A 22963-nucleotide genomic window follows, 5' to 3' on the forward strand; every position below is an offset into this window, starting at 1 on the left:
TGGAGGCTAGAATGATGCATCAAACCATCAAAGGCAGCGGCGTTGCAGCGGTCAAAGACCCTTATCTTTGTCTCGAAGGCATCAACAAGAAGTACGGCCTGATTGAAGTCATTTCCAATCTGAATCTTGAGGTTCGCAAGGGCGAGCTGATTGCCCTGCTTGGTCCCTCCGGCTGCGGCAAGACCACGACCCTGCGCATGATCGCCGGCCTTATCACGCCGACCGCCGGCAGGATCGCCGTCGGCGGCCGCGACGTCACCCGCATTGCCCCGCATGGCCGCGACATGGGGCTGGTCTTCCAGAGCTACGCCCTTTTTCCCCACATGACGGTGGCCAGGAACGTGGCCTTTGGCCTTGAAATGCGGGGTCTGTCCCGCGCTGAGATTGGTGCGAAGGTTACCAGGGCTCTCGGGATGGTTCAGCTTGAACATCTTGCCGGACGCAAGCCGCGGGAACTTTCGGGCGGACAGCAGCAACGCGTTGCATTGGCGCGCGCCCTCGTGATCGAACCCTCGATCCTGCTGCTCGATGAGCCGCTTTCGAACCTCGATGCGAAACTGCGCGACGAGATGCGGACGCAAATCAGGGATATCCAGCAGCAGCTCGGCATCACCACGGTTTTTGTGACGCATGACCAGGTGGAAGCCCTGAGCATGTGCGACCGCATCGTTGTCATGAAGGGCGGACTGATCGAACAAGTGGGAACGCCGCATGAAATCTACGAACATCCCGCCACACCCTTCGTGGCTTCCTTTGTCGGGCGCACCAATCGCATCAAGGGTGTCAGGAACGCGGATGGCAGCATAGGCATTGGATCATCGCTGATCCGGTCCGCTTCTTCCGTAAAACCGGGCGATGTGATGGTGATGGTGCGTCCGCATCGCATCCGCATTGATTGGAGCGGGACCGAACGGCAAGGCGAAACAGCAAACCGTATTGCCGCGTCGCTGTCGCGGATCACGTTTGTCGGCGACGTCATCCAGTATCATTTCGATGTCGACGGCTCGGAGTTCATTGTCGAGGAGTCGACGATAAAGTCTCAGGCCGGTCACCATCCGGGTAAACAGGCTGTATTATCCTGGGCCGTCGAAGACACGTTCGTTTTCGGAGCGGATCAATGACCACAGCAACGTTTGATCTGGCTGCCGATGTCCCAAAACGATCCAGTGCAGCCGGGATTGCAGTTGTCCTGCTGTTGCCCATTGCGCTGGTGAACGCCATCGGTTTCATTCTTCCCGTCCTCAACCTGGCAAGAATGTCCTTCAACGAGGCCTTGCCCGGCGGCGGGATTGCCGAAACCTTGACCGCCGCCAACTGGACCGGATTGCTGCAGGATCGGTTCTATCTGGACCTGATCGTCAATTCTGTTGCGGTCAGTCTCGGGATCACGCTTGCCACGCTGCTGGCCAGCTATCCCATCGCGCTCTATCTCCACCGGGCCTCAGGTGCCTGGCGGACGTTTCTGACAGTCCTGGTCATATCGCCGCTTCTGACTTCGGCCGTGGTCCGGACTTACGGCTGGATAGCACTTCTGGCGGAACAGGGACCGGTTGCCAATGTCATCGCCGCGATGGGATTTCAGCCGCCGCGGATGATGTTCAACACGACGGGTGTCGTCATCGGCCTTACCGAAATTCTCATGCCCTATATGATCCTGTCGCTCATGGCGGGGTTTGGCCGCCTGGATCCAAAGGTCGAGGAGGCGGCCCGAACATTGGGCGCGACGCCGTTCAGGACATTCTGGCGCGTTATCCTGCCCCTGACACTGCCCGGTATCGCTCTTGGCTGTCTTCTTTGCTTTGTCCTTGCCATCTCATCGTTCATCACCCCGAAACTGATGGGCGGTGGCCGCGTGTTCCTGCTGGCGACGGAGATTTATGATCAGGCAATCGTAACATTGAACTGGCCGCTGGCCGCCACGCTCTCCATGCTGGTGCTGATCATCTTCGGTGCAGCATTGGCGGTTTACTCGCGCGTCCTGCGCATGATCGATCAAGGATAATGACGATGGAAGACAACCCAACCTCGTGGTTCATGCGCGTGACCGTCGGCCTTTTGTTTCTTTTCCTGCTTGCGCCGGTGCTGCTCGTGTTTCCGATTTCCTTCAGCGGTGATCGGGTGCTTGCCTTTCCGCCGAGTTCCTGGTCGCTGCGATGGTATGAGGCCCTGCTTGGAAACAGCGTGATGATGCGTGCCTTCCTGACCAGCCTCGGACTTGCAGCCGTGGTGACGGTGCTGTCGCTGATCATCGCGATACCTGCGTCCTATGCGATTGTTCGATTGAAAGTGCGCGGATCGGAATTCCTGTTCAACCTGTTTACCGCACCATTGCTGCTGCCGACGATCGTTCTGGGATTGGCCATCCTGATGATTTTCGCGTCGGCGGGATTGCTTGCGACATTCACCGGGCTCGTCATCGGTCATTTGGTGATCACGCTTCCCTATGCGCTGCGCGTCCTGTCGGTATCTCTGGGGAATCTTAGTCTTGCCTGTGAAGAAGCTGCTTCCTCACTCGGCGCCAAGCCTTTGATTGTGTTCAGAAAGGTGACGCTTCCGATGATGGCGCCGGGCATCGTCGCCGCCACGGCGCTCTGTTTTCTCGTTTCGTTTGACGAAGTGGTCATTACGCTGTTCCTCACCGGTCCGCGCATGACGACCCTGCCGGTGGAGCTGTTCCATCACGTCGAGAGCCAGGCGGACCCGCTGGTCGCAAGCGTTTCGGTTCTCCTGATCCTGATGACAATCGCCGTGGTCATGATCGTGGACCGGACCATGGGGCTGACGAAAGCTTTCGTAAAATAGGATGCGGCGCCTGTTCTGACCTGCCCTCACTTCCATCCGAGGGCAGGCGCAACGTGCTTCAGGATCGCTTCAAGCACGTGTGCATTGTAGTCGACGCCCAGCTGGTTGGGCACTGTCAGCAGCAGGGTATCGGCTTCCTTGATGGCCTCATCCTGTGCAAGCTCCTTGATGAGCGCTTCGGGCTCGGCGGCATAACTGCGGCCGAAAATGGCTCTGGTGTTTTCATCGATGTAACCAACGGAGTCCTGTTCCTTGTTGCCGTTGCCGAAATAGGCGCGATCGCGGTCGTTCACCAAGGCAAAGATGCTCCGGCTGACGGAAACACGCGGGGTCCAATCGTGGCCCGCTTCCTTCCAGGCGTCGCGATAGGCCCGTATCTGCGCGGCCTGCTGGACATGGAACGGCTCGCCGGTCTCATCATTCTTCAGCGTGGAGCTTTGCAGGTTTACACCCAGCTTGGCCGCCCACACAGCCGTCGCGTTCGAGCTTGCGCCCCACCAGATACGCTTGCGCAGGCCTTCGGAATGCGGTTCGAGGCGCAGCAGACCGGGCGGGTTCGGAAACATCGGCCTGGGGTTCGGTTCGGCAAAGCCCTTGCCGCTGAGCAGACCCAGGAAAACCTCTGCGTGCTGGCGTCCCATATCGGCGTCCGTGGCACCATCGTCGGGCTGGTAGCCGAAATAGCGCCAGCCGTCGATGACCTGTTCCGGCGAGCCGCGGCTAAGCCCCAGCTGCAGCCGGCCGTTGGAGATCAGGTCCGCGGCACCGGCATCCTCCGCCATGTAGAACGGGTTCTCGTAGCGCATATCGATGACCGCCGTGCCGATTTCGATATTCTTGGTTTTCGCGCCAATGGCCGCCAAAAGCGGGAAGGGCGAGGCCAGTTGCCGGGCGAAATGATGAACACGGAAATAGGCGCCGTCGATGCCAAGCTCCTCGGCGGCGACCGCCAGGTCGAGCGACTGAAGCAGTGCGTCTCCGGCCGAACGGGTTTGCGATTGCAGGGAAGGCGCCCAGTGGCCAAACGAAAGGAAACCGATTTTTTTCATCATATCACACCTGAAAAGGAGCAAACCCATTTGCTCGGGAGCGCTCAATATGGGGCCGGATACCAGTGGTTGTAAGTCCGTTGAACAGTCTGTTCGAAGAGTGGGATGGGAGCGGTATGAACCAGCAGCCGGATGGCGCGCTTTTGTGTCTTGTGGCGGGCCTGCAGGAACGAGGTAAAGTCAGGCAGTTTCAAGGAATGACATGGTTATCGTGGTCCCGACATTGACGGTCGACGTCAGGGTTATGTCACCATTGGCCTGACGCACGAAGCCGTAGACGATTGCCAGCCCCAGCCCCGTGCCACCCGATGATCTGCGCGTGGTGAAATAAGGCTCGAACACACGATCAATGAGTTCAGGCGGGATACCCTTGCCCGTATCGGTCACGACAACACGCACGCGATCTGCGGTGTGTTCGAGCGCAATGATGATGTCACCGCCGTCAGGCATGGCGGCAGCGGAATTGCGGCAGATATTGACGATGGCTTGCTCGAACAGCGCCGGATCGAGCGACACATCAGGCAGGTTTGCGGGCGCGTCTATTGTCAGACTGATGCGCGGACCCAGTATGACATGCAAAACATCCTCGACCCCGCGCAATGTCTTCCGCAGGTCGCAGCGAACGGGAATATTGTGCTGTTTGCTGGCAAAGGAAAGCATGCCTTCAACGAGTTCCTTGCCGCGTTCCGAGGCTTTGCGAATGCGGGCGACGTTGCGTTTCTGCGGATCAGTGAGGGTGCCCATCTTCTCCAGCATTCCCACGCTGCCAACGACAATTCCGATCATGTTACCAAGCTCGTGGCTGAGCTGATGGCTGAGGCGCACCAGGCCATCGAGCTTTTTGGCACGCTGGACCTCCTGTTCCTGGTTTTCCTGTTCAGTGATGTCGCGCACCACGACAATGGAGCGGTCTCCCGGCTGATCCGTACGGGAAACTTCAAGGATCCTGTTGTTTTTGCTGATACGGGTAACACTGGGCACGCCATCCGGCACGGGCCCAGCGCTGGAGATGGTGAAGGCCGAAGCCAGTTGCGGCAAGCTCCAGGTCCGGGCCGCGGCTCCAACGCCGGCGAACTCGACAATACGCCGGTTCATGGCCATGGCCTTTCCGTTCGCATCAAACAGGGCGATGCCTTCATTCATGCTGCGAAACGTCCAGCGGATCGTGCGGGCCGCCCGTGTTGCCCGGATATGGAGGTGATTGAAGCGCTCGACACTGTTTTTGAACGCATTGAACGCCCGGATAAGATCCTGCAGCTCCGTCTCGTTCGTGCCCACGGCGGGCAGGCGGACATCTCTTTCGCCTCTGGCCAGCCGGTTCAATGCATCGGAAATCTGGGCGATTCCCGCCGATACCCGAATGATCGAGTAATAGATGGTCACGGTGCAGAGTATGATCACAAGCAGCACAGTTGCGAGAACGAAGGTCCGCATGCTGTCGAGATTGTTGGATATGGCCGCAACACCGGTATTGAAATCATTGCGGAGCAACTGACTCTGTTGTTCGAGCCCGGATGTGAGTTTTTGCGATGCATTGCGCATTTCGCTCAGGATGCTGCGCATCTCGATGAACCGGCGCAGGTAAATCTCGCGCATCTGAAAGATTTGCTCGTAGATGCTGTACTGTACCGAGCGCTGCCCCGCAGATGCCGGGGTGAGGGCCACGGCGGAGCGGCGAAGATACGAACGGCGTATTTCGCCGAGGCTGAAAAGGCTGTCGGCAGAAGCAGCGTTCAGCGCGAACTGTTTCAGTTGCAGGTCCGGTTCGGGGCCTGTGCCGTGCCGGATCGCCTCAAGGCTCCGGGTAATCCTGTCCTTGTAGAGCTGCGCTTCCTCTGCCGCGGCAGCCAGCTTCAGGGTGGTTGCACGGACCGATCCCAGGGCGTCAACCAGCTCGGCTGTGCCCGGCGTATCGGTTGATCCGGATGATCCGCCATTGCGCGCAATATACCCGTTCAAGGAATCGATCTGTTCCGCGATGGACAGACTTTCGTCGGACAGGCGGTACGGCGATGTGGTGTTGAGTATGAAGGGGGCGGAGGAAAGAAGGGCTGATGCCTGGCGCGAAATGTTGGATGCTACGGCGAGATCCGCATAGGTCTGTACACCATAGGATGTCATTTGCGTCTTCGCATCGGTCAGGCTTTTGACCGCCATGAGCGACAACAGCAGCACGAGCGCACAGATGAAGCCGATGGCAAGGGGGATGCGAAAAGCGATGGAATTGAAGAACCGGTCCGCAATCACTGGACAGCCTGCTCTGCTGGATCAAGAACAAGCATGTAGCCTTTGCCGCGATTGGTCTTGATGTGCTTTGGCATGGAGGGATTGCGTTCGATCTTGCGCCTGAGTCTGAGGACAAGAACGTCGATGTTGCGGTCTATATAGAGCCGGCCATCTGAACCCAGACGCTGGAGGATTTCGACCCGGTCAATCGGTATTCCGGGTTTCGCCGCCAGGATTTCCAGCAGGGAGAATTCGGAGTTTGTGAGCGTGGCGAGCGGATTGCTGGTGGAATAGGCCAGGCGCGCTTCAAGATCGATCAGCCAGTCGCCTATCCGTATCGTTCTGGTGCTCTCGCGCCTGTCAGGTTGTTCCGCTGGGCGGCTTGGCACTGTTGACCGGCGCAGGACAGCCTTGATCCGCGCAGCCAGTTCAATCGGCTCGAATGGCTTGACCACGTAATCGTCGGCTGCCGTTTCCAGCCCCAGCACGCGGTCAATCGAGCTGCCCGCAGCCGTCACCATGATAATACCCTTGTCGGTATCACGCCGGAACCGCTGCGCCAGCGAACGGCCGGAAATACCCGGCAGGTTGTGGTCGACCAGGAGGAGGGAGATGGACGTATCGTCGATCTTTTCCAGCGCCTCTTCGGCCGAGAAGACACGAATGGCTTCCCAACCCTCCGATTCCACCAGATCCGCAATGACTTCGGACATATCTGGATCGTCTTCAACAATCAGAATTCGAACCGGCGAACTATTCAAGACGGAATCCCTCACAGTATTCTCACAGGTTTTATTTTAATATGAGTAACAGGGATTGTCAGCAAGCCGTGATGTGTACAACCACTGCCTGATTGTAATAATTGAAAGGAAAAATGCGGCTGGATGTCATCTACGCAATGAAATGCCGATTGCAGTCCCGTTCATTACTCTCTTATGTGATCAGATGTGAGCGCCTTGGCGTTGACCGGTTTCCGGGGAGGATTGGGATGAAAAAGCTTCTTTTGACGGCCGCCGTTTTTTTTGTCGCAACGGGCGGTGCATTGTCGGCCGAGCGGTTGAGTGTCCTGTGCGGTGCGGATGAACGCTGGTGCGCGGAAATGAAGACCAGCTTCGAACAAAAATCCGGCACGCGTGTCTCCATGGTCAGAAAAAGCACCGGTGAAATCCTGGCTCAGCTGCGCGCAGAGAAGGACAATCCGAAGGTTGACGTGTGGTGGGGCGGCACCGGCGATCTGCAGTTGCAGGCGGCATCCGAAGGCCTTCTGGAAAAATACGTGTCGCCGAACAAAGCCGATCTTCTGGGATGGGCAAACAATTTTGAAGAAATATCCAAGGGACAGGCATCGGGCATCTATGCCGGGGCGCTTGGTTTTGCTTACAATGCAGATATCCTGCGCAAAAAAGGTCTCCCCGCACCAACGTGCTGGAAAGACCTGACGAACGGGACCTATCGCGGCGAAATCCAGATCGCCAACCCGGCCTCATCAGGCACGGCTTATACGGCGCTGGCGACCCTGGTGCAGCTGTTCGGTGAAGATGAAAGTTTCAAATACTTCAAGGCGCTTGATGCCAACGTCAATAGTTATACGAAGTCCGGCTCGGCACCGGTAAAGGCGGCCGCACGCGGCGAAACGCTGATAGGCATCGCCTTCATGCATGACGCGGTCACGCTGAAACAGGCAGGCTTTCCGCTGGAGGTCGTCGCTCCCTGCGAAGGCACCGGCTATGAGATTGGTGCTGTCAGCATCGTCAAGGGCGCCCGCAACATTGAAAGCGCCAAAGCCTTTGTCGATTATGCCTTGAGTCCCGAAGGGCAGGCCACGGGCAAGGCGGCGGGACAAAACCAGGTGCCATCCAATGCAAAGTCAGAAGTGCCGGACGGCGCCCCCGACATCACTTCGTTGAAGCTGATTGACTATGACTTTGCCATCTATGGCGCTTCTGAAACCCGCGACAGGCTGCTTGCGCGCTTTGCGACCGAGATAAAGGCGGCCGACGCGCAATAGGCCTTCTCACCCCCGGCATTGTCGACACCTGTGATCCCCACGCTGTTGGGATCCGATTTCAAGATAGACATCATGAATCGCTCACTTCAACTCATCGCAATGCTGGGTCTGGCGGCCTATTGCCTGGCGCCCTGGTACGGCGTTGAATACGGCATATTCGAACGGGACTGGATTGATGCGGGCGGCCTTCTGTCGGAAGCCGGCGCATCGGGATTGCTCCGGCTGGTTCTGTTTCGCGACGCTGCAATGGCAATTCCGGCGGCCGTGCTTCTGTTCCTCGTTGCGATTGGATTCATCAAACCGGCCTCGCGCCTGCTGCTCCTGTTCTCGCTCGCCGCAACGATCCTTGCGCTGGCCGCTATTGTCATCGATGCGTTTGCCGGCGGCACTGTGATCCGGTCGCTTGGTTACGGCGCAACAATCGTCATGACGATGCTTTTCTTGTCGGCAACCCATCTGTGGTCGCGCCTCGGCAGGGATAATCGCGATGCATTCGTCGTCTCGTCGATTGCCGGCGTGTGTGCGCTGATCGTGCTGTTTGTGTTCTATCCGATTGCGCAAATCCTGGTCCAGGCATTTGTGGACAGACAGGGTGCGTTCAGCCTTCCCGGTGCCCTTCATATCGCCATGGGCGGCGATATCTGGAGCGTCGGTTGCATTGCGGGAAAATCGCGGTGTGGTGTTGCAATCAATTCGATTATTCTGGGTCTTCTGACCGCGACAAGCACAACCGTACTGGGGCTTGCCTTTGCCCTTCTCATGAGCCGGACCCGCTTTCCGGGAAAGCCGCTCCTGCGTGCGCTGGCTGTTCTGCCGATCATCACCCCGCCGTTCGTGATCGGCCTGGCCCTGATCCTGTTGTTTGGCCGTGCAGGCTTTGTCACGGATATCATGTCGGGTCTCCTGGGGCTGGAAGCCAGCCGCTGGCTCTATGGCCTGTGGGGAATCTGGCTCGGTCAAACGCTGGCGTTCACGCCTATCGCGTTTCTTGTACTGACAGGTGTTGTCCAGGGTATTAGTCCTTCGCTGGAAGAAGCATCGCAGACCTTGCGTGCTGACCTGTCATCGACGTTGCGCACGGTTTCGCTGCCCTTGATGAAGCCGGGCATCGCCAATGCGTTCCTATTGGCCTTTATCGAAAGCCTGGCGGATTTCGGCAATCCGGTCGTGCTTGGCGGCGGCGACAATGTGCTGTCGACGGAGATCTACTTTGCCATTGTCGGCGCGCAGGCCAATATGATGCGCGCCGCGGTTTTATCGCTCATTCTTCTGGTGCTGACGCTGACCGTTTTCATTGTCCAGAAGCGATGGCTGGGACGCACAAATTTCACCACCATCACGGGCAAAGCCGACAATGGCGCAAACAGCATGCTGTCGACCGGTCACAAGGCGATTGTCTATGGCCTCACACTGCCGTGGATGGTCTTCACAACAACAATCTATGTGATGGTGTTCTATGGCGGCGTTGTCCGGCTCTGGGGACAGGATCACACGCTGACATTTGCCCATTACAGGGAAGCATTCGACATTGGCTGGTCTGATGGCGGCATCTGGTGGAAGGGCGCAGCCTGGGACTCGTTCTGGACGACCATCAGTATCTCAGCCATTGCGGCTCCGCTGACGGCAGCACTTGGTCTCCTGACGGCCTGGCTGCTTGTGCGGCAGAAATTTGCCGGCCGAAGCACCTTCGAGTTCCTGACGATGTTGAGCTTTGCCGTGCCCGGAACGGTTGTCGGCGTGAGCTATATCCTCGCGTTCAACAGCGCGCCAATCGAGCTGACGGGCACTGGGACGATACTTGTTCTGTGCTTCATATTCCGCAACATGCCGGTGGGCGTTCGCGGCGGCGTTGCTGCCATGAAGCAGCTCGACGCCAGCCTGGATGAGGCATCTCTGACACTGGGTGCCAACAGCTTCAAGACGCTGAGGCATGTCGTGCTGCCATTGATGCGCCCGGCGATTGTCTCCGCCGTCGCCTACAGTTTCATTCGGGCCATCACATCCGTCAGCGCCGTCATTTTTCTGGTTGGCGCGGATCACAACATGGCAACGGCCTACATCATCGGGCTGGTGGAAAATGGCAGCTATGGCCTGGCGATTGCCTATTCGACGGTGCTGATCGTCGTCATGCTCATTGTCGTCACCGTGCTTCAGCTTGCCTTTGGCAAGCGGCGTCTGCGGCGGGAAGACCGGGTCGGATACCAGCCACCACGTCCTGTTGCCGCATAGTTGAACCGAACGAGGATAGAAAAATGAAGTTGGACACGCGCTGGCAGGCCGCCGAACAGGTCAGTATCCCTCTGAATGAGGGACGCGGCAGCATTGTCTTCAGAAACGTCGTGAAAAAATACGGCGTGGTTCACGCGGTTGACGGCATCGATCTCGAAATTAGGAGCGGGGAGCTGGTCACGCTGCTGGGGCCAAGCGGCTGCGGTAAGACCACGACATTGCGGATGATCGCCGGGCTGGAACTGCCGACCACGGGAACCCTTGCCATTGGCGGAACGGATGTTTCCCGGCTTCCGGCGACATATCGCAACGTTTCCATGGTGTTTCAGTCCTACGCCCTGTTTCCACACCTGACAGTGCTGGACAATGTGGCCTACGGACTGCGCATGGGCGGTTTGAAAACGCCTTTGGCCCGAGACATGGCGGAAGATGCACTGTCGCTGGTTGGCCTTGCCGGCTTCGGCCCGCGTCTTCCGAGCGAGCTGTCCGGAGGCCAGCAGCAACGTGTTGCTCTTGCCCGCGCCATCGTGCTTGAACCGGAGGTTCTGCTGCTCGACGAACCGCTCTCCAATCTTGATGCGAAGCTGAGACGGTATGTACGTGAGGAAATCCGCACGCTGCAGCAAAGGATCGGGGTTACGACCGTTTACGTCACGCATGATCAGGAAGAGGCAATGGCGGTATCCGACCGCATCATTGTGATGGAGCAGGGCAGGATTGCGCAAATGGGCTCCCCCGCCGAGCTTTACCATAATCCCCGGTCGGCCTTTATTGCCAGCTTTATCGGCGAGGCTAATCTGATCTCCTGTGTCGCGGCTGTTGACGCCGACGGGAGCAGAGTAGCGCATGTTCATGACAGCCACCGGTTTGCCGTGCCAACCAGCACGGTAGCGCAAGGCGATGCAACGCTGGTCATCCGGCCGGCCGCCATTTCATTTTCAACCGGTACCGGCGCGGGCATGCCCGGCACGATCACATCAGCCGCCTTTTTGGGGGATCGCGTTCTCTACGGTATCAAGACACCCATCGGCCGGCTGTTCCATATTGAATACGTATCCTCGATCCGGCATCCGGATGGAACCGAGGTCAATATCATTCTCGACCCTGCGAAACTGCATCTTGTTTGAGATGGCGAGCCCGGGGACAAGCCTTGATCATGCGAATCCGGAGGATATGCCGGTGCGGGCGATAAAGCGCGGTACTGCCGTCTTCGAGAGGCGACTGGATATGCCGGCACAGGCCGCGTTCAACGCATGGACGCGTCCGATCGATCTTCATCTGCGGCGGGACCGCAGCGGCAATCTGTTTTCCTATGTCAGCTTTGACTTTCGTATCGATGGCGAAACAATCTTTGGTTTCGGTGCGCCCGACGGCAGATGGTATCGCGCGAGGCAACGATATGAAGAGATTGTTGAAGGGAAACGCATCACATATGTCCTCACAATCAAACGCCGTCACAAGCTTGTATATCTCGGCACAGTGACGATTTCCTTCGCCGATACCGCTACGGGTTGCACCCAGACCTATTGCGAGCAGGGCATCAGTTTTGACAACGAATCCATACCCGATCACGTACAATGGTACGCAGGACGCTTGTTTGGGACAGGGTTTGCAATGTGACTGCGTGAAAGCCGGTCATGGGAAGACGGGGTGCAGGGCTGTAAGTTTTGTAATCAAAAAAATGCCGGAATAGCTCACATATCTATCACAATATACGATCACATAATGTATGAGTGTTAATGAGTATCCTGGGGCGGGCATGCCGATGGCCGCCAAGCAGAGCAACTGGGCTTTGCCCGAGACATAGGTGATTTCATGTTTGGTCCCGATGGTATTCTTTTTGCAAAATTCTTCCGTGACATTGAAATATTGCGGCAGAACGCGATTGCCGCTGCGGCTGCAGCGGCTGCAAAACCCACCTATACCGCCGCCAAAAATCAGACACCTCAAATAATTGCCAAGGCATTGGGCCACACCGACGGCGGTGAGGCCATTGCCAAGGCCAATAAACTGCGCGTGGATCAGGTGGTGGAGCCGGGGGTGGTTCTGGTCATTCCGAAAGTCGAACCCCTTGCGGATCCTGCGGAAACGAATTTCAAAAAGGCCGTCGCAACGCAAAAGGAAACCCCGCCGCCTGTTGATCCGAAACTGATATCCGCGGATGTAAAGGGCGGTAAATCGATCGAACAAATCGCTGCCGACCGCAAGCTGAAGGTTTCGGATGTCACGGCAGCGATTGATGCGGCGGGCCTGCAGGTCAAAACCACCGACCCGGTCAGCAACAATGGCGATGTCAAAACCACCGAGATCATCGACAAGTCAACCAGCAAGGTCGTTGCCACGTTTTACGACGATTACCAGCATGGTGGGACCACATCGCAAGTCACGGATGCAGATGGCAAAGAGGTAACGCAGACCCAGTTTGGCGACGGCTCGAGCAGCCGCACGGTCAACGATACGAAAAAGGGTGAGACCACCACCCGCGTCGAGGATCCGAAGGCTGGCAAGGTTACCGAGACCACGATCGACGCGGACAAGCGGCTGACGCAAACCATCACCGAGAAAAACGGTGATGAAACGCGCAAGACCGAGAAGCTTTCATTCAATGGCTACGAGCTGACAACCGCGCCGGACGGCAGTTCCGTCCTTGTAAGGCAAGCGGATGGCATTCAGCTTGCGATGAAGCCCGGAACGCCTGAAGCGTCGCTGGCCAAGGCGCTGTTCGATGTCAACCCCAACAGCAGTGATGCGGCAGAGGCAAAGAAGGGGGCTGTCGTCAAAACCGTCATTGACGGCATGCTGCTGGGGCAGAACTACAAGGATCTTGATGCTGCGGCTCAGGCCAAGGCTGGCGAGACGAAGGCTGCCATTGATAAATACGGTGCCGGGCAGACTGGAACACCGGCACAGCCCAAGGCCCCATCGGGTAAAAGCTGGGTTCAGGTCGGTGAACTCTGGGTTGATCCCGAGGTTGCCAAGGCGATGGCCGCGGAAAACACCGCCGGCGCCAAGCTGATTGAAGCTTCCGCAAAGATGAAGCAGGCGAACGATCAGTTGAACGTCTATGCCCTTGATCCGGATTATAAATCGGCGATGAACGGTGCGGGAAAGATTCTCGACAAATCTTTGGCGCCCCATGATCTCGTCTGGGAGCGGCCGGAAGGCACGGGCACGCTTGAGGAAGCGCGGCAACAGCTCGCAACCGCCGGCACGCAGCTGACAACGGCCAGCACAACCGCGAAGGAATATGCCGAGGCCGAGCGGCTTACCGGGGAAGCGATCGCCAAACAGGCGCAACTGCCGCCCCCGGTCAGAAAAGATGTACCAACCGTGACGTCTTCATCGTCACATTACGATCCGGAAACGGCGTCGATTGAATGGAATGCCAAAAATGCCGAAGTGAATGATCTTTTTGCCAAGGCGAATACGCATACGGCCAACGGCGACAAAGCCTTCGCCGACTATCTCGTTGGCATAAGGCAGGAGAACCTTGCCGCGACAAAGCCGGGTTCGAAGGAAAATACAGAAGCCAAACAGCTGCTTGACCAGGCACTGTCTCAACAGGACAAAGCGGGCAAGAATGTCCATGCCGCTGAGGTCTATCAAACCTATCACGATGCCAACAAGACAGCGGCCGATCTGCAGGTAACCGGCCAGGGTATAAAGCAGAAAATCATCGCGGAAGACATCAAGAACAATCCGGACCGTTACGATTGGAACAAGAAAAACAGCACTTATGGCGGCGATTATCTCGGTAAGATAAAGGATCAAAAGGTTGTCGAGGACCCCAAGGACAATCAGCTCTATGTCGAGACAACCTATGAACATGGCGGCACAAAACGGGTCCAGCTGACATTCGCCCGCAACGACAAGAATGTACGCGGTGAATTCAAGGATCGCGAGCTCAACAAGCAGTGGCAATCGCTTGTCGACGGCCCGGAGGGCAATTGCGGGCTGGGCGGCCTTAGGGGCGCACAACAGGCGGTTATCTCGGCCGGGGAAGCAATCAAGGACGTGCAGATCAGCGACCTTGATCTGCAGATCAAGGACCTTGACAAGGCGATTCCGGAACTGAAAAAAGCCCGCGACGACGCCATCGCGAAATATGGTGCAGGCACGCCCGACGCTCCGGCTGACAGCAAGCCGAACGGCTCCAATGCCGTCAATGCGGCTTATACAAAACCAGCCGGCAAGGACGCGGGAAATGACCCGGCGGACGGCGAGCGCGTCCGTGTCCAGATGGACGGACAGTGGGTGTGGGTGCATCCGGAGGTGGCCAATGCGCAGCTTGCGCTGGATACGGCATCGGCCCAGAAGCAGGCAGCCGAGCGTGCCCGCGACGAGGCCCATGCCGCCCGCAATCGCCTCAATTTTGCCTTGACGCAGCCGATCAAGCTCATGGTCGATAAAGGCTCCGATTCCTACGGCAAGAATACGGAATATGCCTATCTCGACAAGCGCAGGGACGAGGCCCTCGGTGAATATCAACTCAAGTTCAATGACCTCTACAAATCAGGTTATACAAATGATTTCAAAGGCATAAAGGGCGGAAAAGAACTTGATGCCACCGTTACGCAGGCCTTCGGACTGACGCCGGGGCAGAATGCTGAAACGCTGAAGAAAATCACCGGAGAAGTGCATGACATCGCCGGGGACAACGTCCAGTACAAAATTGTACCCATGTTCCATGTCAATCAGGAGGAGGGTTCCCAACAGACGGCATTGATTGCGGTCAAGAGCGGCGGCGGCAAGGTCTATTATGTCGATGTGACAGGCAAGCACTTTGAAAGCCTGCAGGATTTCCAGGACAACAACACCCAGTTCGGCGAAGGTGGCCGGCTGGTCGTGCCGCGCAGTCTCGACATGCGGCAGAGTCCGGATTCAACCATCCCGCTTGAAGTCGTCAGTGCGCGCAATTTCACGGTTGCGGAGAAAATCATCGATCCCGTGGTCGGGACCATCACCACCGTTGCGACGGTTGCCTCTTTCATCCCGCCATTCGCCCCGGTCGCCGCACCCATAGCCATGGGCGGCGGCGCGTACCTCGGCGGCCGGGCGATTGCCCGGCAGATCAATTATCTCCAGCATGGCGGCGAGTGGGGCGATTCGGAATCCTGGATGAATATGGGATCGGTTGCCAGCTCGTTCATCCCCATGGCGGCGGGCGGATTGCGCACGCTTGGCATGTTCCGCACGGTCTCCGACATGTCGGTGTTGCAGGCAGCCAGGGGCAGTATCGGCGCTCTGAGGGCAGAATCGCCAATGGCACTGAAAGCCGCGGAATATATGAGCAATGGCGGTAAGCTGAACCGTACAGCGCGCGGATTGGACTGGTCGTCCCTTGGCATCGGCGTTCCGATGGTTGCTGTGTCGGTGCATGACATCGCTTCGGGCAACATGAAGGGTCTTGACCTTTTCAATGCTGTGACAGGCGTTGCAACCGGCACGGTCGGGACCGGGTTTGGTGTGCGCGGACTGATGATGACGCGGCCGGGCAAAGGCAATTCTGAAAACAGAGGTGATGATCCGTCACCTGCCTCGCAACCACTTGTCAATGCTGGAAACGCCAGGCCGGCGAGCAGCAATACGCCGGTGTTCAAGACATTGGATGAATACCGGAAATTCGCTAATTCTCTGCCGGAACCCCGTAACCTCTCTGCGGCGGGGCAGCCGAAGGACCCGATTGAGATTTGGAAGGCCTTCCAGCGCCAGATGGGAAAAGATCCGGATGCCGGACCGCCCCCCGGGCTCTTCGATATTCCCGGAGTGGTCAGCCCGCTGCATACGGGGACGGATCCAAAGAATGGCATCGGTTCGATCACCTACAGCAAACCGGAGATCACAGCTCACACGACGCCCGAGCAGGTGGGTTCTCTGCTCCCCGGGCAGCTTGCGCGATTGGAGCCCAGTGATTTTGAGAACCTCACGCCAGCACAGGCGGCGAGCATTAGGAAGGCAGCCAAAGGTAGCCTCAATGATGAACAGCTTGCGGCGCTTGAGACAGCAAAGAAGCGGCGCGATCAAGGAACATCTGCTCCCAAGCAGACGGTGCAGCCCGCGGCGGGAAGCAATGAAAGCACTCCTGTCGGCGTGACCAACGTTGCGGTCCCGGATGGCCCCTTCAAACCGGTCATTACGCTTCTCACCAAGCCCAAGGAGATCAAGAATCTCTCCGATGAAGAGGTCGCGCTGCTGACCCCCGAAGATCTGCAATCCCTGCGCCGCAAGCAGGCAAAAGCGGTCAATCCCGATAAGCTGGAAACGGACGAGCAGCTATCCGCTCTGCTTTATGCCCAGCGGCGACGGGGCGCCAATGAGAAGCGGCGTGAACTGCTTGACGTCATGGGTGAGCGCAATCCTCCGCAGCTCAAAACAGGACTTATCAAGACGAGTGTTGTCGGGGTGAATGTGGTCGCCGAAACGCTCAAGCGGTCGGTCGGCTTCTCCGGTGTTTCCAGCGTGCTTGGCGGACCATCTTCCGCTTTCATTCTGGCCGTTCGTTCCAACGGCTCGAAACTGGCCTGGTGGACGAACAACCATGGTGTTCAGCGGGCGTTTGGCTATGCCATGCTTGGCAACGAGGCGCGTGCGATCAAGAAGGCAGAAAGTCTGCTCAACAAAAGCGGGCTGACTGGAACGGCCAAACCGTCGCAAGCCCAAAGAGACGCGCTGATCGCAACCCTCAAGGAAGTCGCCAAATTGGGACGTGCCTATAAGGAAGCGCGTGATGAGGCGCTGCGAGGGGACCGGTCGCTGTTGCCCAAGGCCAACACTGACAACCTGAAGCCTCCGAGCCTTGCTGAGGAAAAGACCCTCGATAAGATGGACAAGCGGGTCAAATACGCGGTGGATAAGCAGGTTGATCCCGATAATATTGCCGGCGCGCGGGAAAGGATTGATGATCTTTATGCGGCGGATCAGGAGGCGTTTGGCCCAGCTTACGCCAGATACAGCCGCACGGAGGATGCGCGCAAAGCCTATAGCGATCTGCATGAATATCTCCTGGCCAAATTCGAGCACCAGGACAATGACAGCAAGGGCACTGTCGATTGGAAGCGGGCGGAGAAACTGGTCAGCAGTTCGATGTCACCCGAGACGCATTTGGGCTACGCCTTCAAGGCTGGTGCCTTGGCAGCTCCGGTCAACGCCTTGGCTGCCATCATGCTGAGCAAACATTCGGGTGATATGAACTGGGTCCAGTGGGTTAGCCAGGATGGGGGTAATTTGCTGCGCGCCCTGCCGGCGGTTCTGATTCAGACAGCCTATCTCAAGGCGGTACAGAACCTTGCGGATATCAAGATGGAACGGGGGCCCATGACCCCGGAGAAAGAGGCAAGGGTAAAAGAGCTGGATGCCAAGAAAGATGACATGAATTTTGAGAGCGACAAGACGGCCTGGAAATACAGCCTGCCCGGTTTTGCGCTGCTCGGAACCGTTGCCGCGACGATGCCGGGTGGCGGCTTGAAGGCCGGGCTCTATGGCCTGCAGGCCCTTGGCGGTCTCACCTGGTATGTTGCCCAGCGTCCGCCGTCATGGTGGCCAAAAATGCCCAGCGGTGTCAATGAAGGCATGCGGGCACTCGGCATTGCCACAAGTTTTGGCGTGCCGCTTTACCTCCTTGTTGATTTCATGCTTTCCGACAGCAAGGATAACGGCAAGGACAAGTCAAATCTGGACAAACTGGTCGAACTGACGACCTGGGCGTTCAGCGATAAACAGCCTTTGAGCCCCGGACCGGTGCCAAGAACGACTTTGCCGCCTGCGCCGACGACCGTCCTGCCAACCACGCGGGCGCCTGCAACGGGCGGTTCAACGCCAACCGTCATCACGCCGACTGCGCGCGCGGGCTTGAAGCCGATCAACTTCACCATGCCGACAGGATCCGGCAGCGTCGAAGATGAGCTGAGTTTTCATTTGCGCAGGGCGGAGGTGATGCTTGATCCGGCCTATGCCGGCTCGAAAGAGCGGGCGAAATACGAGGAGGCAGGCCCAAGCAGTTCGGTATTCGCTTGGGAGAACATGCGCAGCTCGGCCGTTGACATGGTCAAGCTCCTCGCTGTGGATGCCGATAGGAGCGATATGGCTCTTTCTGCCTGAGTTGGGATGGCGGGTGTATCAGCTCATACAGATCTGTTCTGTCTGAGCTGATCACAACCTCACGGAAATTGCTCACTCAGATGCAGCCGCTCACAGTCTGGCCCGGGATTTGCACCGGAGGGCCGGCGGAACGCCTTATTTTACCCTATGTTTGCCAGATATGACTTTTTGTGAACAGACCCATGCATTGGTGGCATTGGCTTATCACTTAATATGTTTTATGTTAACTTCAAACAGTTGGGGTAATTGGTAGATCGAAATGTCGGTTGCGAAAGTATTGATTAACACACAATCGCTCACAATAGAGCTGGAAGGTGAAGATGAGTTCGTGAGGACCTATCTTGACAAGCTTATGCCTATCCTGGAGCGCTCGAAACTCGCCGAGGCCGGGCATGCGGACGGCGAAGCCGGATTGTCGGATAATCTGCAGGCAATCGCGCCAGCCAAGCCAGTTGGCACGCGAAAGCGTGTGCGGGCAACAGCCGCGTCCGGCGGTTCCTGCCGTGAACGCGTTAAAAAACTGCGCGAAGATGGTTTCTTTGATAAGCCGCATGGCATTGGCGAGATCGTTAAGGAACTGAACGATCAAGGTTTTCCTCACAGCATCAATCAGGTTGGAGCTGCATTGTCGACCATGTTCGGCCGCAATGAGATCGAGCGCAGCAAGATCGACAAGAAATATTCCTATTTCTGGGGATCGAACCAGATCAAGGCCGCCTGATCCCGTTCGGCCAGGCTTTCAATCCAACAAAACACACTGCACCGGGCTCATGGTCGCCGGAGTGCTCCCTGTTCGGGAGTATTCCGGTTTTGACATTGGCTTTGCGAGTGCACGTCGATTGACTGCATGGTGTTTCCTGCGCTTGTGCGGGGGCATGGGTGGGGTGAATCGGCATACGCAGCTAGCCGGCCGCGCTGCAAGCACATTTATTCATATTCAAAAAAATTGAAGCTATGGCTTTTTGTGATGAATTCATGTTTGATTATGTTCAATTGTGTCTCACAAAGGTTAAGAGAAATTGTTTTGACCTCGAGTTGGCGCAACACTATCGTTCAAGGGCCAAATCGTTTTGGAGAATATGTCCGGAATTTCCATTGGCTTGAAAGTGTCTCTTCACATAACTTCGCAGGTATTCGCCAAACAGCAGCCACGATGTCATGTTGCCCCTCCCCAAAGGATGCTGCCGTGTAAGTCAGGTGGTATTCCGTTGCAGTTGCCCTGAAACAGGATCCCAACCCAATGCGATCACTTGCCCGAGAATGGATAGACGAAATTCTATTGAGGACACCCTTCGCGCGCAGCCTTGGTATCATATTCCTTTCTGCCCAAGGTGATGCCGTAAAGTTGAGACTGCCGGTTCAGGGGGATGTCACCCAGTTGCCGGGCAATGCGCACAGCGGTGCCATTGCCACTTTGATTGAAGTCGCCGGATCCGCCGCGGCAGTGCTCGGAGCAAGCAATCTTTCAATCGCAGGCTGTGCAACCAGTCAGTTGAACATCACATTTCTGGCGCTCGGCGATAGCCGTTACCTCGATGCTGCGACGACGATCGTGCATCGTACAGCCAGCCAGGCTGTCGTGGATGTAACCATAACAAGCGATGATGGACGTCCCATGGCCAAGGCAACGACCATATGCCGTATTTTCGAGAAGCGTGCCGCTGTGCCGGTGCCGCCGGTCTCCTTCTTTAGACCCTTTGTCGTGAAGAACGCGGCGGATCAACAGAACGCGGGCTAGGACCTATCATTCCAGCGGACGCCTGCTCTCCGGTTTGATGTCAAAGAACGCATCGACGTTTTGGCGCAGCCGGCCGAGTTCGGTTTGCATCTGCGGAACAAGAAACATTGCATAAAGTGCAATGAGCAGGGCAAATATCAAATTCTTGACCGCCATTGACAGGTCGAACACATGCAGCTGCGGCGCCATGCGCGACAGGAAGGCCAGCATCAGATCCGCGATCAGCAAGGCGAGAACGATGGGGCCGATCTGAACCAGCGCCATTTGCATCATGCCATTCACTGTTCCGACGAAAAGCGGGAGGGTAGCGCCGGTGAGCACTGGCACGAAGTCGGTCACCGGCCAAATGCGGTAACTGTTGTAAAAGCTGTCCAGCAGAACCAGAAAGCCGCCGGAAGAAAAGAACAGAACGATCACTGCAAGCGCAAAGAAAGTTCCGGTGATGCTGGTCTCCGTCACCGCTTGAGGATCGAGGAGCTGGGCCGCGGTGGATCCGCGTTGCAGGTCGATGAGATCGCCGGCGATTTCGGCCGCCCAGAATGGAATACTGAAGAGAAAACCGATGGCAAAGCCGATGATGAATTCCTTGATCATCATGGCGCCCAACCATGGAATGGTCATCGGAGGGCGGCTTGCAAGGGTGCGCATGACTTCCGGAATAACCGGAATGCTGATCGCCAATGCCACGCCGGATCGTATGGGGCCTGTGATCCCCAACCGCACGAATATGGGGGATATGGTCATGAGACCAAAACCGCGCGCCATGGCGATGGACGTCGCCAGGAGTATGGCATAGCCCGCTTCGAAAAGTGGCAGCGTGATCATCTGCTGTTCCATCAGCGTGTTCAGCGCGTCATGGCGGGAAACTCGTCAAGAACGCGGCTGGCAAGGGAGGTGACCTGCACGCCGAGCGCCGGGCCCGCAACAATCAGGACCAGCATGACCGCGACGAGCTTTACGGTTTGGGGCAGCGTCTGATCCTGAATTTGTGTCAAAGCCTGAAGCAAACCGACACTGATGCCGATCACAATGGCCACGATCAGCGCCGGGGCTGAAACCATGAGGACGGTGAGCAGCGCACTTTGCATCTGTGCGAGAAAGGCAGTCTGCATGTTTTCACCTGTAGCTGAGAATGAGTCCGTGCATGAGCCGCGACCAGCCGTCGACGGACACGAACAGGAATATTTTGAGCGGGATTGAGATCAGGGTAGGGGATACCATCATCATCCCCATCGCCATCAGGACGTTCGAGACGATGAGGTCGATGACGAGGAACGGGATGTAGAGCAGGAAGCCGATCTGGAATGCACGGGACAATTCCGAGCTTACGAATGAGGGAACAAGAACCACCAGATCATCGGGTTTTACGTTTGCCCGCGCCTCCTCGGACCAGATGCCTTCCGTCGATTGAAGGAAAAACTGCCGTTCGCTCTCACTGGAATAGCGCGCCAGATGTTCCTGCAGCGGGCCGCGCACGGTATTGGCTGCGCGCGTTATACCCTCCACATTGCTCAGATCGATGGATTGCGTTTCCGCTGCCCGGTAAATATTGCCGACCAACGGCGCCGTCACATAAACCGTCAGGATGAGGGCGATGCCATACAATACGAGATTGGGCGGCGATTGCTGGATGCCCAGCGCATTGCGCACCAGGAACAGAACAATGGATATCTTCAAAAAGCCCGTCATGGTCACGATGGCGAGCGGAATGAATCCCACCGATGTAACCAGCAGCAGGATCGGAAGAATATTGCCCTGAAGCTCAGTCATTTGCACCAAGCTGCAAAATGCGAACGCCGAGACCTTCACCCAATCTGACAATATCGCCGCGGCCGATCTTGCTGCCGTTTGCGATAATGGCAACAGCACCCTCGTTGAGCGCTGCGACGGGTACGACGCTGCCTTCGGCAAGCGCCTTCACGTCGCGCAAAGCCATGTCCGTGCGCGCAAGCTCGAATATGACGCGAACAGAAAGACTGTCGATGGTTGCTTCATCCATTACCGTTCCCCTTTCCATGAAAATTTCATTGCCGTCGGGCTGTGAGATTGCCGCCGGACTCCAGCCGCTGGTAAGAAGAAGCCCTGGTTCCGATTGGATGCAGCGCGCCTGAAGCTGGCCTGCGCAAAGGGCATATAATTCTCCCGGCGCGGCGCCTTCACTGATGATCGTGTCTCCCGGCTTCAAAGCGGAGATTTCGGCCGTAGTCAGGGTTTGCGCGCCGGCCAGAATTTGCACCGGAACGGGCAAGTCCTCGACATCAACCGGTGCTTGCATGGGGAATGCATCCCATGCGTTGCTGAGAAGTCTGCCTGCCTCCGCATTCAGCCCGAGACGGACAACCCCGTCGAAGGATGCAAATGCGACGTGGAGATCAAGGTTGATGTCCGCAGTGCTCGCATCCGCATCCGTGACAAACTGCAATGGCTGCGATATCGCCGTTTCAAACGGGAAGAGCAGGTTCTCCAGCGCCGCCTCGATCAGAACGGCCTGTTGAAGCGCTGGCAGCGTGTGGAATGAAGCGGGTTTGCAAAGACCACCCACCAGAGCCTCGACCAGACTGCCAGGCAAAGCGAGTTGAAAATTCCAGATACCGGCGGACACGTTGAAACTGCGCGATGCGTCGCCGGCGGACCAGGGGCGGGCGGACAGGCCGATGGTTATGGGTTTACCCCGCACGTCCGCGCGCAGGGACTGCCGGCGGCGATAGAGGGCATTATGGGTGATCAGTGAGGCAGGGGACATGCTGGGAAAGGGCTGAAAATCCACTGCCCCATCAGGTTTTCCCGCATTGATTTTCTTCTTGGGCGTCATGT

The 22963-nt window shown here is 57.3% G+C and carries 17 protein-coding genes; 10 read left to right on the forward strand and 7 right to left on the reverse strand.

The features are described 5' to 3' along the window. The first annotated feature begins 11 nt into the window (after positions 1-11). The 3 genes from C5750_RS09600 to C5750_RS09610 are packed head-to-tail and all read left to right on the forward strand — an operon-like array spanning position 12 to position 2802. Positions 12-1121, forward strand: coding sequence for an ABC transporter ATP-binding protein (locus C5750_RS09600; protein ID WP_105733633.1), 1110 nt, complete (start codon positions 12-14; stop codon positions 1119-1121). Beyond that, the gene (locus C5750_RS09605) at positions 1118-2002 is read left to right on the forward strand and encodes an ABC transporter permease (RefSeq protein ID WP_105733634.1); all 885 of its coding nucleotides are present in this window, start codon (positions 1118-1120) and stop codon (positions 2000-2002) included. The genes C5750_RS09600 and C5750_RS09605 overlap by 4 nt, the downstream gene beginning before the upstream one ends. A gap of 5 nt (positions 2003-2007) precedes the next feature. Next, on the forward strand, positions 2008-2802 hold the full coding sequence (locus C5750_RS09610) for an ABC transporter permease (RefSeq protein ID WP_105733635.1): 795 nt from the start codon (positions 2008-2010) through the stop codon (positions 2800-2802). 26 nt (positions 2803-2828) lie between these two features. Here C5750_RS09610 and C5750_RS09615 read toward each other — a convergent pair whose 3' ends face one another. From C5750_RS09615 to C5750_RS09625, 3 genes are all read right to left on the reverse strand, one after another. Further along, complete coding sequence (locus C5750_RS09615; protein ID WP_105733884.1) at positions 2829-3851, reverse strand: LLM class flavin-dependent oxidoreductase; 1023 nt, start codon at positions 3849-3851, stop codon at positions 2829-2831. Between the two features lie 180 nt (positions 3852-4031). Beyond that, entirely contained in the window at positions 4032-6098 is a 2067-nt protein-coding gene (locus tag C5750_RS09620) for a sensor histidine kinase (protein ID WP_105733636.1), read from the reverse strand. Beyond that, a complete protein-coding gene (locus tag C5750_RS09625) occupies positions 6095-6838 on the reverse strand; it encodes a response regulator transcription factor (protein WP_280952404.1) in 744 nt (247 codons plus the stop codon). The genes C5750_RS09620 and C5750_RS09625 overlap by 4 nt, the downstream gene beginning before the upstream one ends. Before the next feature lie 227 nt (positions 6839-7065). On the opposite strand from C5750_RS09625, the gene C5750_RS09630 reads away from it, so the two are divergent. From C5750_RS09630 to C5750_RS09660, 7 genes are all read left to right on the forward strand, one after another. Continuing rightward, positions 7066-8085, forward strand: coding sequence for an ABC transporter substrate-binding protein (locus C5750_RS09630; RefSeq protein ID WP_105733638.1), 1020 nt, complete (start codon positions 7066-7068; stop codon positions 8083-8085). A 72-nt stretch (positions 8086-8157) separates the two neighbouring features. Next, positions 8158-10314: an ABC transporter permease gene (locus C5750_RS09635; protein WP_105733885.1), complete on the forward strand. Its 2157-nt coding sequence runs from the start codon at positions 8158-8160 to the stop codon at positions 10312-10314. Positions 10315-10337: 23 nt separating this feature from the next. After that, a complete protein-coding gene (locus C5750_RS09640) occupies positions 10338-11441 on the forward strand; it encodes an ABC transporter ATP-binding protein (RefSeq protein ID WP_105733639.1) in 1104 nt (367 codons plus the stop codon). Between the two features lies 1 nt (position 11442). After that, positions 11443-11934, forward strand: coding sequence for an SRPBCC family protein (locus tag C5750_RS09645; RefSeq protein ID WP_245421078.1), 492 nt, complete (start codon positions 11443-11445; stop codon positions 11932-11934). Positions 11935-12129: 195 nt separating this feature from the next. Further along, positions 12130-18411 carry a DUF4781 domain-containing protein gene (locus C5750_RS09650; RefSeq protein WP_105733641.1) on the forward strand — a complete coding sequence of 2094 codons (6282 nt, stop codon included), beginning with the start codon at positions 12130-12132 and terminating at the stop codon, positions 18409-18411. Between the two features lie 328 nt (positions 18412-18739). After that, positions 18740-19132 carry a hypothetical protein gene (locus C5750_RS09655; RefSeq protein ID WP_105733642.1) on the forward strand — a complete coding sequence of 131 codons (393 nt, stop codon included), beginning with the start codon at positions 18740-18742 and terminating at the stop codon, positions 19130-19132. A gap of 519 nt (positions 19133-19651) precedes the next feature. Next, on the forward strand, positions 19652-20149 hold the full coding sequence (locus tag C5750_RS09660; RefSeq protein ID WP_105733643.1) for a PaaI family thioesterase: 498 nt from the start codon (positions 19652-19654) through the stop codon (positions 20147-20149). Positions 20150-20155: 6 nt separating this feature from the next. Here the strand turns inward: C5750_RS09660 and sctT are convergent, their stop codons facing one another. From sctT to C5750_RS09680, 4 genes are read right to left on the reverse strand one after another with little or no spacing between them, the layout of a single operon-like run. Then, positions 20156-20974 carry a type III secretion system export apparatus subunit SctT gene (gene sctT, locus C5750_RS09665; RefSeq protein WP_245421059.1) on the reverse strand — a complete coding sequence of 273 codons (819 nt, stop codon included), beginning with the start codon at positions 20972-20974 and terminating at the stop codon, positions 20156-20158. A 20-nt stretch (positions 20975-20994) separates the two neighbouring features. Then, positions 20995-21261: a type III secretion system export apparatus subunit SctS gene (sctS, locus tag C5750_RS09670; RefSeq protein ID WP_105733645.1), complete on the reverse strand. Its 267-nt coding sequence runs from the start codon at positions 21259-21261 to the stop codon at positions 20995-20997. A 4-nt stretch (positions 21262-21265) separates the two neighbouring features. Next, the gene (sctR, locus tag C5750_RS09675) at positions 21266-21919 is read right to left on the reverse strand and encodes a type III secretion system export apparatus subunit SctR (protein ID WP_105733646.1); all 654 of its coding nucleotides are present in this window, start codon (positions 21917-21919) and stop codon (positions 21266-21268) included. After that, positions 21912-22961 (reverse strand): FliM/FliN family flagellar motor switch protein, encoded by a 1050-nt coding sequence (locus tag C5750_RS09680; RefSeq protein ID WP_105733647.1) that lies wholly within the window; start codon positions 22959-22961, stop codon positions 21912-21914. The genes sctR and C5750_RS09680 overlap by 8 nt, the downstream gene beginning before the upstream one ends. Positions 22962-22963: the final 2 nt, after the last annotated feature.

The sequence above is a fragment of the Phyllobacterium myrsinacearum genome (assembly GCF_002980555.1).
Lineage (GTDB): Bacteria > Pseudomonadota > Alphaproteobacteria > Rhizobiales > Rhizobiaceae > Phyllobacterium > Phyllobacterium myrsinacearum.